This window comes from Trichloromonas sp. (genome assembly GCF_041583255.1).
Lineage (GTDB): Bacteria > Desulfobacterota > Desulfuromonadia > Desulfuromonadales > Trichloromonadaceae > Trichloromonas.
The window spans coordinates 1-13,009 of the sequence record NZ_JBFHGD010000086.1 but is presented as its reverse complement, the minus strand read 5'-3'; the positions used below and the strand labels follow the sequence as shown (position 1 = coordinate 13,009).

Below are 13,009 nucleotides of genomic sequence, written 5' to 3'. Positions count from 1 at the left end.
GGGTGTTGAGGGTGACGTAGACCTTGCGCCCGAGGCTGTGGGCGTAGGCCAGCATCCGTTCGACATCGGTGAGGGAAAAGTTTTTCGCCTTGGCCCGGGCCGAGAACTCCTTCAGCCCGACATAGACGGCGTCGGCGCCGCCTTGCATGGCGGCAAAAAAGGCTTCGAGGCTGCCGCAGGGGGCGAGGAGTTCGGGTTTTACACTGTTGCGAGAAGACATGGATGGCTCGAAATGAAAAAGGCCGGGGCTCTAGAGTGCCCGGCCGTGGTTGATTGACTTCCGGCAGGTTAGCATGGCGTCGCTGGCCGAAGCAACCGGAAAATCGAGTGATTCGCTGTGGTAAAAGCAGTAAAACGGTGTTATTGTTTTGCGCATACTTGACTAGCCAAGGAGCCTGCCATGCCGATCGCCCCCCCTTCCGAAGTGCTGCTGGATAATCCCGCCATGGAGCTGATGGACCTGTTCGGCCGGATGCGTTCGCTGGCCGATGCCCACAATTTCCAGGGGACCCTGCCGGCGGTCTGGCAGTGCAGCGACGAATCCCAGGGAATCAAGCAAGCCCTTTTTGGCTACGCCTTCGATTGTCCGACCTTCAACCTGGGGCGAGTCGGTGCCCTGCTCGATCCGGGGCGGTTGACCCCGGCGTCTCATCATGGCCAGGATCTGGTCATTCTGGGGGGCAGCCACCACGGCATCCATGAAGAAGGTGGGATCGGCTATGTCGAGCGGGTCAATGGCCATAGCAACTCCTGCTGCAGCATGCTGTTCCGGGTTGTTGAGCCGTACCTGACCCTTTACCGGCGGGCCGCCACCCTGATCACCCTGTATCGCGAGGTCGACGGCATCAAGATCGAAATTCCCTACAAATACCTTTTTCGCCAGCCTCCCGGCGACACTCCGCAGATCCATGTGCTGCTGCGTCAGCTGGTGGACGGCACCGCTATCCGCGAGTCGAGCCATGGCAAGGTTTACCGTCTGAGTGCAAAATTTGCCGACCGCCACCAGCTGGCCCTATCTGACCTGAACAAAGAGCCGCGCTCCATCGGCACCTTGCTCGATGCCCATTCCTTTCGTTTTATCAGGCACCTTGACAAGTACGATCCGTCGCCGGCGGCTATCCTTGAAGCCTCCGTCTTAGATTTTTTCCCTGATATCGTTACCTCAAAGCGGCCGCATCGCCGACTGGCCGACGTCAACACCTGGCGGCAGTTCCACCTGCTGGCGTCCTACCTGACCGATTCTTTTGATAACAGCGATCGCAGCATCCTGATGATCGCCGGGCTGACCCTTGACCACTCGATCCGGCGCAACACCTTCGTTCCCCAGTTTGGCTTTCTGCTCGATGAGGGGAAAACGCTGCAGGCCCGTTATTTCGGGCCGGACGAAGTCAGCGAGTGGCTGCAGGCTCAGCCGGTATTCAGGCCGCAGCACAGTTTTCTCGAATATGCCGGCGCCGGCTAGCCCATCAGCCCGCGGTCGACGAAGCTGACGTACTGGCCGCTACCGATAATAATGTGGTCGAGCACGCGGACCCCCATCAGCTCGCCGGCTTCGCGCAGCCGGGTGGTGATCTCCAGGTCTTCGCGGCTCGGGGTGGGGTCGCCGGAGGGATGGTTGTGGACGAACAGGACCGCCGCCGCCGATTCCCGCACCACCGGGGCGAAGACTTCGCGGGGATGGACGATGCTGGCGGTCAGGCTTCCTTCGGAGATCTGCACTTCGCACAGCAACCTGTTCTTGCTGTCGAGCAGCAGGGCGATGAAGACTTCTTTGCGGTAGTCGCGCAGCCGCTCGTGAAAATGCTGGTAGACTTCCGTCGAGCTGGTGTAGCGGTCGCCCGGCCGCATGGTTTCGATGCCGAAGCGGCGGGCCAGTTCGCAGACCGCCTGCAGCTCGGCCGCCTTGGCCGGGCCGATCCCCTTGATTTCGCAGAGTTCGGCCACCGTGGCCAGTGCCAGGCCGCGCAGGCTCTTGAAGCGGGCCAGCAGCAGGCGGGCGTGGTCGACCGCGCTGGTCTGGCTGGCGGCATCGCCGGTGCGCAGCACCAGGGCCAGCAGTTCCGCCTCGGAGAGGGTGTCGGCGCCGTTCTTCAGCAGTTTCTCCCGCGGGCGTTCGTCTTCGGGCCAGTCCTTGATTTTTCTCATGGCAGGTTCCCTCCTTGCAGATTTCATGGCATGGCGGCGAGTTTACCACGGCATCGTGAAGCGGCCAATTAAAAGTTGGTGTAGACTAATTTTCGGTCGTCTGGCATGAAAAAGCCCCGGTCATGGCGACCGGGGCCTGGGTGTTACAGGGGTGTTTCAGAGGGCTGGATTATTCGCGAACGTAGGTGTCCATATCGGTTTCGTGAACCATGCCCATGGTCCGGGCGTATTCCGATTCGATGATCGCGCAGTGGTTGCGGGTTTCCTTGGCGACTTCGACAAAGACGGCCCTGACCATCGGGTCGACCATCTTTTCGGCGAGCATGGTGAAGTTTCTTTCCATGTCCCCTTCTTCTTTGAGGGCGATTTCCCTCGCCTTGCGATCGTGCATATTGTCGTTCAGCGCTTTCTGCAGGGAAACCAGCATGGCCGAGTCGGGATGCGGAGGCGCCGTGATGAAGGCGTCAAACGAGCCGAGATCGGTTCCCTTGTAATGGTTGAAGAAGCGGGCGACGTTTTCTTTCACTTCGCCGGCCAGGCGTTCGAAAATCTTCTTGCCGGCCGGGTTCTTGTTGATTTCGGCGGCCTTCAGGTAGAAATCCATCAAATTCTTTTTGGCGTGAATGGCCTGCTTGAGTGCTTCCTGCATTTTGAGTTCCTGGGGCATGGTCACCTCCTTCGGTTCTAGGGCTAGGCACTGAGTTAAAACCACATGGCAATGCGCCAGAGTGCTTCAGAACATGTTATTCGCGGACGAAGGTGTTGATGTCGGTTTCGTGAACCATCCCCATGATGCGGGCATATTCCGACTCGATGATCTGGTAATGATGGTTGGTTTCTTTGGCCATCTTTTCAAAAACCGCCTTGACCTTCGAGTCGCTGATCTGGGCTGCGGTTGCACGCAGGTTTTTCTCGAGCAGTTCCTCCTCACGCATTGCGATTTCCATGGCTTTGCGATCAGTGCCCCCTTCCTTCAGAGCTTTTTCCAGGTCTTGTTGCATGGCGATGTTGGCCTGCGGCGGACGGGCCATGAATTCGTCAAAAGTACCTAGATCCTTCCCAGGGTAGACCTGAAAAAAGTGGCTGGCATGTTCGTGTTCGTCTTTGGCCAGGGTCTTAAAAACCTGTTTGCCTTTGGGGTTTTGGGTGATTTCTGCAGCCCGGTTATAAAAATCCATAACGTCTTTTTCGGTCTGGATGGCTTGCTTGAGGGCTTCATTAAGGTTGAATTGCTGAGTCATGATCTGTTCTCCTTGGATGTTGATTTTTGGCTATTTAAAGTCATATGTTCTTAGAATTATGACTGATGATGTCCTCATGTCAAAGGGCTTGCTAAAAGAATTATCCATTTTTCTGCAGGTACGTGTTGTTTGAATTGGAAGAAATCTGTGGCATGATGACGCACCTTTTATGGACGGGGAGAAGCCTTATGGAGATATACCGGGAGGCGGTCAGCCTTCAGTCCGCCCTGCTGCCGCAGCGGAATTTGCGCCAGATGATACGTTTGGTGCGGACCCTGTATCGACTGAGTCAACAACCGGCTTATCGTGAAACCGTGTTGCCTTGGTTGCCGGAGGTCGCTCGCATCGACCCTGGACACGATTCGGTGATGATGGGCTACGATTTTCACCTGACCCCCGCCGGGCCGCGACTGATCGAGGTGAACACCAACGCCGGCGGCTTTCTGCTGGCCCTGCTGGCGCAGTTCGGTGAGCAGGTTTTCGATCCAGCCGGGCTGTCGCCACGAATCCGCACCCGGCTGATCAAGCCGTTTGCCGATGAACTTCGATCCTGGAGCGGCGGCACCATGGAAAAGCCCTCGGTGATGGCCATTATTGACGAAAACCCTGCAGAGCAATTTCTATTCGGCGAGATGGAATACTGCCAACGTCTGCTTGCAAATGAATGGGGTATTCCCGTTGTGGTAGCTGATCCGGGGCAATTGGAGTCGGGAGCAAAGGGGGTTTTCAGCGAAGGACGACCGGTTGAACTGGCGTATAACCGCCATTGCGATTTTTACCTGGAGAGCGACTTGATGGTCGGTATCCGCGAAGCATGCCTGGCCGGTACCGTCTGTCTGAGTCCCCACCCGTTCAGCTACGGGTTGCTGGCCGACAAGCGCCGGATGGTGCTCTGGTCCGACCCGGCTAAGTTGGAGGCGATGGGGGTGGCCGATGCGGACTGCCAACGGTTGGCGGAGCTGGTTCCCGAGAGCCGGATGCTGGCGGAGTTGGACCGGGATATCCTCTGGGCTGAGCGCAACGACTGGGTGTTCAAGCCGGTGGCCCGGTTCGGCAGCCGTGGCGTGCTGCTCGGGCGCAAGATTACCCGCAAGCGGTTTGACGGGCTCGATCCAGCCGACACCCTGGTGCAGCGGCTGGAGCCGCCTTCGCTGACCGGCGGCGGCGAGTTGCCGGAGATGAAAACCGATTTCCGGCTGTATGTCTACAAGAACCGGGTTCTTGGCGTGGCGGCCCGCCTGTACCAGGGGCAGGTGACCAATCTGCGCACCCCTGGCGGCGGCTTCGCCCCGGTCAGGCTGGTGTGACGAACGCCCGCGGCGAGCAGGGATAAACAACAATGGCCCCGCCGGAATTCCGGCGGGGCCATTGTTGTTGGGTGCTAAATCAGGCCGATATCGAGAAAAACCGATCCCGGCCGGTCAGTTGGTTGGAGCAAGGCTCAGTTTGTCGGTGATGTTGTTGCGGATCCAGGCGCCGTCCCACCATTCGATGGGGGTCACCGAAAGCCCGGAGACGATGGTTTCGAAATGCAGGTGGTCACCCCCCGCCATCCCGGTGGCCCCGCTGGCGCCGACGACCTGCCCCTTGCTGACCGTCTGGTCGACGCTGACGTCGATGCGGCTGAGGTGCCCGTACAGGGTCTGCAGGCCCAGGCCGTGATCGAGGATCACGCAGAGGCCGTAAATGCCGAGATCGTCGGCAAAGACCACCCGGCCGTGGTTGGCCGCCAGGATGTCAGCCTGGGCGGTCGAGGCCAGATCGACGCCGAGATGGGTCTGCTGATCGATGTGCTGCCCTTCGTAGGTATAGGTCCGGTGATCGGCGAACAACGACAGGGTGGCCGCCTGCGGCTGGCGCAGGAAATCCCCTTCCCACAGGGGGGTGGCAGACGTGTTGCTGCCGAATTCCGTGAGCCGGGCGACATTGGCTTTGCGCATCTCGCTGTTGACCTTGAGAAAGACCTCAAGGGGAGACTTCGCCTCGGGGAAGGCATCTTCGAAGGGGGGCATCTTGGCTTCGAGGAACTGCGAGCTGACGGGGATCTGCCGCTGCCGGAAGGGCTTGTCGTTGGTGTGGTAGTAGAAGCCGGCCTGGCGTTCGTTGCCGGCCGGATCCACCGCGATCACCTTGGGGACGAACTGGCTCGAGTTCATGTCCCAGGGGAAGGAGAAGAGGCAGGCATAGTTGCCGGAAGGCTGCTGGTAGCCGGGGAAAAACCGCTCGCCGATCATGACCCCGGTGCGGGCCACGTCTTCGGAGAGGGTGTAGGTCACCAGCCCTGAGCCGCCGCGGGTCAGGTTGTGGGTGCGGCTGAGCAGGGCGATGACCGGCGCCTTGTTGTCGAATTCAAAGATGAAGGTCTGATCGGTGGTACTGCCGGCGCCCAGCGGAAAGATGCTGCGGTCGACGGCGACGACGCGGATCTGGGCCGGGCCGTCCTTGATGCCGGACTGTTCGAGCGGGAGCGGTTCGCTCTGGGTCAGGGTTCCTTCCGGATATTCCTTGCTGAGCACGGGGATGGTTTTGTCCCCTTGGCTCAGGGTGACGGTCACCGATTTCAGTCCCGAGCCGGTGTCGGCGAGCTGCAGGGTTGGCGGATGCTTGCTGGAAACGGGTCCGGCAGCGGGAATCAGGGCGATTTCAGGCCCCTTGGTGTCGCGAAAATAGAAAAATCCGCCGCCAACCAGGGCGGCAAACAGGACAATAACGAGTACCAGCGATGAGGTTTTCAACTGCCTATCCTTTTTAATGTTTGGGGGTGAATTCGAAAGCGGAGGTTCCAGCAACGACCTGTGCAAAACGATGCCATACTATAACCATGAAATAGCGAATGGGCAATGGTCTGTGTGGCCGCGCGTCTTGCAAATTTTCAGGGGTTGTGGTTTTCTTGGTTAATTCGCTTATTCCATGTGGGGGGGGCAGGCCTATATGCTGCAGAGTCTTTTCGGAATGGTGGTGCTGCTCGGGCTGGCCTGGCTGGTCAGCGAAAACCGGCGTCAGCTGTCGCTGCGGCTGCTGCTGGGCGGGGTGGCCCTGCAGTTCCTGATTGCCGGCGCCCTGCTCAAGGTTCCCCTGTTCAAAGGTTTTTTCCTGGCCCTCAACGAGGGGGTCATGATGCTGGATAAGGCGACCGCCGCCGGCACTTCGCTGGTCTTCGGCTTTCTCGGCGGTGCCCCGCTCCCTTTTGCCGAGGTCTCCCCAGGCGCTTCGTTCATTCTCGCTTTTCGCGCCCTGCCGCTGGTGCTGGTGGTCAGCGCCCTGTCGGCGCTCCTTTTCTACTGGCGGGTGCTGCCGCAGGTGGTGCGGGCCTTTTCCTGGATGCTGCAGCGCAGCCTCGGCATCGGCGGGGCGGTGGGGGTGAGCGCCGCGGCCAACGTCTTCGTCGGCATGGTCGAGGCGCCCCTGCTGGTGCGCCCCTACCTGCAGAAAATGTCGCGGGGTGAGCTATTCGCGGTGATGACCTGCGGTATGAGCACCATCGCCGGGACGGTTCTGGTCCTCTACGCCAGCTTTTTGCAGCAGGTGATCCCCGACGCCCTTGGCCATATTCTCACCGCGTCGCTGATCAGCGCCCCGGCGGCGCTGGTGGTCGCCCAGTTGATGGTGCCGCACAGCGGGCCTGCGACTGGCGGCGACCTGGCCGGTATCGGCGAAGCGAGCGGGGCGATGGATGCCATTACCCACGGCACCGCCGAGGGGCTGAAGCTGCTGCTCAACATTCTCGCCATGCTGGTGGTGCTGGTGGCGCTGGTCAGCCTCGTCAACCAGATGCTTGCGCTGCTGCCGGCCCCCGGCGATCAGCCGCTCTCCCTGCAGCTGCTGCTCGGGACCCTGCTCACGCCCCTGGCCTGGCTGCTCGGGCTTCCGTGGAGCGAGGCGCAGGTTGCCGGCGGTCTGCTCGGCAGCAAGATCATTCTCAACGAACTGTTGGCCTACCTCGACCTGGCGGCGCTGCCGCCGGCGGCCCTCAGCGAGCGCAGCCGGCTGATTGTCACCTATGCCCTCTGCGGCTTCGCCAACCTGGGGAGTCTCGGCATCATGATCGGCGGCATGGGAACGCTGGTACCCGAACGGCGTGCCGAAATCGTCGCGCTGGGCGGCAAGTCGATCGTCGCCGGCACCCTGGCGACCTGCCTGACCGGGGCCGTGGTCGGCGTGCTCTGGACGGCGGGCCCCTGACCATTGCGGCTTTAGTTTTGCATCGACGGTTGTCTTCGGATTTGTGCTATAAATAGGAGACAGGCTGTTTTTAATGTGCTTATCCGACACTGTTGGGGAATGTGCCGTTCATGACCGCATCCAACAAAATCCGCCTTTCCCGCTTGTTCTACCAGTTGCTGATCCTGCTGTACCTGGCCGGGTCGGTGTCGGTGGTGCTGCTGGTGCGCGCCAACCAGCGCCAGCAGACGCTGCACAACGCGGAAAAACTCGCCGAAGTCATCCTCGAAAAGAACATGGCGGTGCATACCTATTTCGCCCACACACTGAAGCCCCAGGTCTTCGAACTGGCGGATCGGCTGGGTGTTCCCTCCTATTTTGAACCCGGCTGGATGTCTTCGACCTATGCCATCCGCCAATTGAACGAAATTTTTCGGGAGCAGGTCGGGGAAAACTACTATTACAAGGAGAGTGCGATCGATGCCCGCAGCCCGGAAAACGAGGCGGATGGGCTGGAGCGGGCCTTCATCGAAGAGCTCAATACCGATCCGAATCTGAAGTACCGGTCGATGATCCGGGATCTGGCTGACGAACCCTATTTCGTGGTGATGCGGCGGGGCGAGGTTCTCGACCAGGGCTGCCTGCGCTGTCATTCCACTCCCGAGAACGCGCCCGAAGGGATGCTCGCCCTCTACGGCAGCGATCGCAGTTTCGATCGCAACGTCGGCGAAGTGATTTCGGCCATCTCCATCCGCATTCCTCTTGCCCAGGCCTACGCGGATAGCAACCACTTTGCCTTCAGCCTGTCAGTCCTCCTGCTGAGCATTCTGGTGGCCCTGTTTCTGCTTCATCTCCTGCTGACCCGCGGGCTGGTCTTTGCGCCGCTCGCCCGCCTGCGTCAGAAGGCGGCCCTGATTGCCGGCGACCCCGGGCACCTCGGTGACCGGATTCCTCTGCCGAAGGGGCGGGAACTCGCCGCGCTGACCGAAGCGTTCAACGTCATGTCCGGAGCACTGCGCCGACAGCAGGACGTGCTGGAGGAAACCGTTGCCGAGCGGACCCGGCAGCTGCAGGTGGCGAACGATCAGCTGCAGGAAGATATCGCCGAGCGCAAACAGGCTGAAGAAAAAATCCACCAGCTGGCCTATTACGACAGCCTTACCGGCTTGCCCAACCGGGTGCTCATGTACGACCGCCTGGAGCAGTCCCTGGCCAACGCCCGCCGGCAGGGGTGCGGGGTGGTCCTGATGTTCCTTGACCTCGACGATTTCAAGGTTGTCAACGACACCCTCGGCCATGAAGCCGGCGACCGCTACCTGCGGACCATCGCCGAGCGCCTGTCGGGCTGCCTGCGCAAGAACGACACGGTGGCCCGTTTCGGCGGTGACGAATTCGTCTTCTGCGGGCAGATCGCTCATCCTGACGAAACGCCCGTCATTGCCTCGAAAATCCTCGGCTGCCTGAAGCCGCCGATCACCATCGACGGTCATCCCTTCGTGACCACCGCCAGCATCGGCGTTGCCACCTATCCGACCGACGGCAGTGATGCGGCGACCCTGCTGAAGCTGGCCGATGCGGCCATGTACGAGGCCAAGGGGCGGGGCAAGAATGCCTATTTCATTCACGGGGGGGATGGTCGGGACGGTGCGACCTGAGGGGGAAACGGCTGGCAGATGAAACGGGTGTGTCAAAGGGAAAAGGCCGTCAATCGATGGCCTTTTTTGCCTGGTCCTGATTCTTCACCCAGGCGTCGATGAGGGCGGCGATTTCTTCGGGCATATCGACGAACTTGAGTCCCATGCCCGGATCGTGTTTCGCCTTGCTGCTGAACTGCCGCTGCCAGACCACTTCACAGGTGCATTGCACAGCCCTGTCGATCGGCGCCGGCAGGCGAACTTCGACGACGAAGCGGCTGCCCGGCTGTCGGGGGCTGGTGGCCGGAATGAACAGCCCGCTGCGGCTGATGTTGCGGGCGTAGCCGAAAAAGGATTTCTCCCCCTCGTCCACCTTGACCCGCAGCACGATGAGCGGCGCGCGCAGCGTCCTGCGCTGGTCGGCCGGCGGAGTAAGTGTCGAATCGCTCAATGGAATGGCCCCCTCTCGCGGATATCCCCAATCGTAACACAAAAAAGCAATTGCGCTGCCGGGTTTTTACGGGTTTTACCGCTCAAATGCCGCCCCGTTGGTGGCTGCGCAGGGTACGAAGCCAGCCGCTGACGTGGCCGGCATCCTCCAGCTTCGCCCATTGCAGCAGTTGCGGCAGCGAATCTTCCGGTCGGCAGCGGGCACGGGGACCGCTGCCGAGATGGTGAATCAGGCGCAGGCTGGCGAGGCCGTCGAACCAGTCGTGAAACGCCTTGCCCAGGGCTTCGGGGGTGGGGTGGTTGCGGCGCAGGCGTGCCCAGACGGCGGCGAAGCCGATTTCGCGAAGATGCCCGGCGAGGTCTGGGCAAATGGCGGCCGCCTCCCGGATCAGCTGTTCGCCGTCGAGGAGCAGCCGGCCGGCTGCCAGCTGCAGCCAGCGGCCGAGAATGCGGAAGCAGTCGGGATGGTAGAAGCTGACCGCGTCCTCTTCGCCGGCCAGCAGGCGGGCGACGCTGCGGCCGGTTCCGAAGGGGGTGCGCGCGGAGGGCCGCGGCGAAGGGCGCACCAGGGTGCCCCGCACCTGCGCCACGCCGCTGGTCTTGGCCAGCTGCTGCAGAAAGTAGAAATCCTCGCCGGCCGGCCGCTTGTTCATACCGCCGGCTCGGGCGTAGGCCTCGGCCCGGCAGGCCAGGGCGCTGCCGACGCTGTGAAAGGCATAGGGCGAGCCGGCCAGGGACAGGCCGAGCACGTAGTGGCGCAGAAAGAGCTCGTAACGCTCGATGGCGGCCTGCCCGGCGGCGCCGGCCCCATCCTGGTGGGCGAAGGGGAGCACCGCGCCGCCGGCGCTGGCGGTCTGAAAATGGCGGAACAGCGCCGGCAGGTAATCGGGACCCACCAGGGTGTCGGCGTCGAGGGCGACCAAAAACGGCGAAGGCCGGTTCAGGTCGAGCCGGTTCAGCGCCAGATCGAAGCCGATTCTGCGGGCCAGACCGACGCCGCCCCCCTTGGCCGGCAGCTCCAGGTCGGGAGTGGCCGCATCGACCCAGGCCAGTTGCAGGGGGTGAAGATTTTTGCCGTCCCTCTGCAGGCGCAGCAGGTCGGCCAGGTTGGCCAAGCGGTCCGCCTCATCGGCATCCACGCGCTGGTTGACCACCACCAGCACCAGGGTTCGCGCCAGACAGTCGGCCGGGTTGGCCGCCAGCGAGGCGAGGGTGGCCCACAGGCTGTCGCCTTCGGCCAGCGCGGGAATGACCACCGCTGCGGCGAAATTGCACCGGTCGTTCCCCTCGATCCGCCAGGGCGAGTTCAGGGCGTGTTTGTTGAGGTATTTGTTTATTGGGGTCAGGCCTTGCCGTACCATTTTATTCTCTGTCCACATGTGGGGACCGAAATTCCAGGGCAGCATAGTAACTTCAGAAAAGAAGCGCTCCGCCCATTTGCGCCGTCACTCGTTTAAGTAAAGCCCAGTGACCGCATCGCTTGCCCGCGCCGATTCAGCCCTCGCCACCCTCCGTGCCTGGCAGGTGCGATGCCTTTGCCACGAAACCCACCTTCAGTCCGAAAGGGCGAGCGATTTTCTCCAGCGTTTCGAGGGTCGGGTTGCCGCGATCCCGCTCGATCTCCATGAGTACGCGGGGGTAGATTTTAAGGATTTTCTCGGCATATTCGGTCTGCGTCATGCCGACGATTTTGCGCATTCGGCGGGTCGCCTGGCCGAGGGTCAGCAGGCCGCTGCCGAGTTCGGCGTAGAGCGTTTCCTTTTCCCGGCGGATTTCTTCTGGCGTCCGTTTTCTGGTCGGTCTTTTCGGCATGGCTATCCTTTCGCTCCGGCATCCCGCAGGTCTTCTGCCACCTCGGCGCAGCGGCGGGCGACCCTGTCGATGACGGAATCCTCCACGCCGCAGGCCCGCATCGTCTCGGGCAGTCGCGCCACCGCCTCCGCATCCCTGGTCAGAAGTCGACGCAGTTCGTTCGGGTCGATGCGGGTGGCTTGGCTCTCGACCACCTTGCCCCAGTCGGGGCGGCCGATCTCTGGTTCCAGCTCGGCGGCCCAGCGGCTGCTGCGGGGGATCCCCTCGGGGTCGAGAAACATCGGCGCGAAGTCGAAGAGGGGTGAGAGGCGGACGGTGCCGTCGGCCTGCTTGAGAAAGGCGGTGTTGCGGCCGTGGTTGTCGGTATTGCGCAGGGCGGCGTTGAGGATGTCGCGCCGCAGGTATTCGATCAGCTCGGTCTGGGGGCTGGCGGCGAAGCGGGCGATGATTTCGCAGAAGTGGCTGTGGTCTCCCCGTTTGCCGAATTCGGCGATGCCGGCGGCGGCGCAGAGGGTCTCGAAGCCGTGGCGCTCGAGCCCGGTCGGCCCGACGCTGCGGTCGAAGCGGGGGATGAACAGGGCATCGCCTTCGAATTGCAGGGGGGCGCCGACACGCAGGCCGAAGCGCCGCGCCACCTCGAGGTAGGGCGCCTCGTTGCGCAGAACGGTGAGGTCGGCCCCGGTCTTGCCGCGCGGGAACTTGATCAGCCAGCAGTCGAGCACCTCGCCGTCTTCGAGGGCCCCGTCGGGGTGCCAGCGGCGGTTGCGGTCCCGCACCAGGAGAAACTTGGGCGCGTCCCCCTGGACATCGGTGGCGCCAGCTACCACGGCCCCCCGTGCTTCGGCGTACTCGATAAAATCGGCGCTCTTATCGATGATTTCCTCGCGGGTGAAGCCGCGGTGTGCTGCGCCAGGGGGGATGACCGCCTCGGCGACGCGGAGGTTGCCGGGGGGATTCCCCGCACCTTGCACCAGCAGTTCCCAGTCCGTTGCCGTGCCGTCTCGCAGGCCGAGACGCCGCAGCCAGACCCTCCGGCCGGCGCCGGTTGGCATGAGGTCGAGGAGAAAGGCCGGCCAGCGGTCGCTGCGGTGCAGTTCGAAGGTGACAGGGTAGGAAAAGGCCACCTGTGCCGTGCTTTCCCCCTGGTGCTCGACCGCGTAGTCGATGCCGTACTCGAAGAGCCCGCCGCCGGCGATGCCGCGCTTTATGCCCGCCCGATCGGGGGTGAATGTCGCTGCGGTATGCCAGCGGCCATGTCTGAAAATTTGGATTGTCACCATCATGGCTATTTTAATAGCGCTTATTTTGTTTAAATGCAAGCAAATGAGTTGTCATGATACCCAAAAATATTTACCTGGCGTCTTTTTCAGGATTAAATAGGCTATTGTGATGGTGCATGAATTGGGCTGGGATCGAAGGATGCCGGGTCACGCCGTGCTTAAGGGCTTGTTCTTTGGGGAGGCGGCGGGCAAAAAAAAACGGAACCCCGAGAGGTTCCGATGATTTTTTTTGGAGCGGGAAACGAGATTCGAACTCGCGACTTCAACCTTGGCAAGGTTGCACTCT

General features: G+C 61.8%; 13 protein-coding genes. 4 read left to right on the top strand and 9 right to left on the bottom strand.

Annotated elements, in window-relative coordinates; all coding sequences use genetic code 11:
• Positions 1-220 (bottom strand): peptidase U32 family protein (locus ABYV89_RS08690; protein WP_432822559.1); only part of this gene is annotated, 220 nt, incomplete at its 3' end.
• A gap of 180 nt (positions 221-400) precedes the next feature.
• Here ABYV89_RS08690 and ABYV89_RS08685 point away from each other — a divergent pair.
• On the top strand, positions 401-1,462 hold the full coding sequence (locus tag ABYV89_RS08685; protein ID WP_432822558.1) for a hypothetical protein: 1,062 nt from the start codon (positions 401-403) through the stop codon (positions 1,460-1,462).
• Here the strand turns inward: ABYV89_RS08685 and radC are convergent.
• The 3 genes from radC to ABYV89_RS08670 all read right to left on the bottom strand — a co-directional run bounded on the left by radC (position 1,459) and on the right by ABYV89_RS08670 (position 3,386).
• Positions 1,459-2,145, bottom strand: coding sequence for a RadC family protein (gene radC / locus ABYV89_RS08680; RefSeq protein ID WP_432822557.1), 687 nt, complete (start codon positions 2,143-2,145; stop codon positions 1,459-1,461). The two genes, ABYV89_RS08685 and radC, sit on opposite strands and share 4 nt — an antisense overlap.
• A gap of 169 nt (positions 2,146-2,314) precedes the next feature.
• On the bottom strand, positions 2,315-2,812 hold the full coding sequence (locus tag ABYV89_RS08675) for a ferritin-like domain-containing protein (RefSeq protein ID WP_432822556.1): 498 nt from the start codon (positions 2,810-2,812) through the stop codon (positions 2,315-2,317).
• Positions 2,813-2,888: 76 nt separating this feature from the next.
• Positions 2,889-3,386, bottom strand: a complete 498-nt coding sequence (locus tag ABYV89_RS08670; RefSeq protein WP_432822555.1) for a ferritin-like domain-containing protein — start codon at positions 3,384-3,386, stop codon at positions 2,889-2,891.
• A 188-nt stretch (positions 3,387-3,574) separates the two neighbouring features.
• Here ABYV89_RS08670 and ABYV89_RS08665 point away from each other — a divergent pair, with 188 nt between their 5' ends.
• Complete coding sequence (locus ABYV89_RS08665; protein WP_432822554.1) at positions 3,575-4,693, top strand: hypothetical protein; 1,119 nt, start codon at positions 3,575-3,577, stop codon at positions 4,691-4,693.
• A gap of 114 nt (positions 4,694-4,807) precedes the next feature.
• Here ABYV89_RS08665 and ABYV89_RS08660 read toward each other — a convergent pair whose 3' ends face one another.
• Entirely contained in the window at positions 4,808-6,121 is a 1,314-nt protein-coding gene (locus ABYV89_RS08660) for a M23 family metallopeptidase (protein WP_432822553.1), read from the bottom strand.
• A 196-nt stretch (positions 6,122-6,317) separates the two neighbouring features.
• On the opposite strand from ABYV89_RS08660, the gene ABYV89_RS08655 reads away from it, so the two are divergent.
• Positions 6,318-7,568 carry a NupC/NupG family nucleoside CNT transporter gene (locus ABYV89_RS08655; RefSeq protein ID WP_432822552.1) on the top strand — a complete coding sequence of 417 codons (1,251 nt, stop codon included), beginning with the start codon at positions 6,318-6,320 and terminating at the stop codon, positions 7,566-7,568.
• 110 nt (positions 7,569-7,678) lie between these two features.
• Positions 7,679-9,202 carry a diguanylate cyclase domain-containing protein gene (locus tag ABYV89_RS08650; RefSeq protein WP_432822551.1) on the top strand — a complete coding sequence of 508 codons (1,524 nt, stop codon included), beginning with the start codon at positions 7,679-7,681 and terminating at the stop codon, positions 9,200-9,202.
• A gap of 49 nt (positions 9,203-9,251) precedes the next feature.
• Here ABYV89_RS08650 and ABYV89_RS08645 read toward each other — a convergent pair whose 3' ends face one another.
• From ABYV89_RS08645 to ABYV89_RS08630, 4 genes are all read right to left on the bottom strand, one after another.
• The gene (locus ABYV89_RS08645; protein ID WP_432822550.1) at positions 9,252-9,632 is read right to left on the bottom strand and encodes a PilZ domain-containing protein; all 381 of its coding nucleotides are present in this window, start codon (positions 9,630-9,632) and stop codon (positions 9,252-9,254) included.
• 82 nt (positions 9,633-9,714) lie between these two features.
• Entirely contained in the window at positions 9,715-10,992 is a 1,278-nt protein-coding gene (locus ABYV89_RS08640) for a glycosyltransferase (RefSeq protein ID WP_432822549.1), read from the bottom strand.
• A gap of 133 nt (positions 10,993-11,125) precedes the next feature.
• Positions 11,126-11,443, bottom strand: a complete 318-nt coding sequence (locus ABYV89_RS08635; RefSeq protein ID WP_432822548.1) for a helix-turn-helix transcriptional regulator — start codon at positions 11,441-11,443, stop codon at positions 11,126-11,128.
• 2 nt (positions 11,444-11,445) lie between these two features.
• A complete protein-coding gene (locus ABYV89_RS08630) occupies positions 11,446-12,723 on the bottom strand; it encodes a type II toxin-antitoxin system HipA family toxin (protein ID WP_432822547.1) in 1,278 nt (425 codons plus the stop codon).
• Positions 12,724-13,009: the final 286 nt, after the last annotated feature.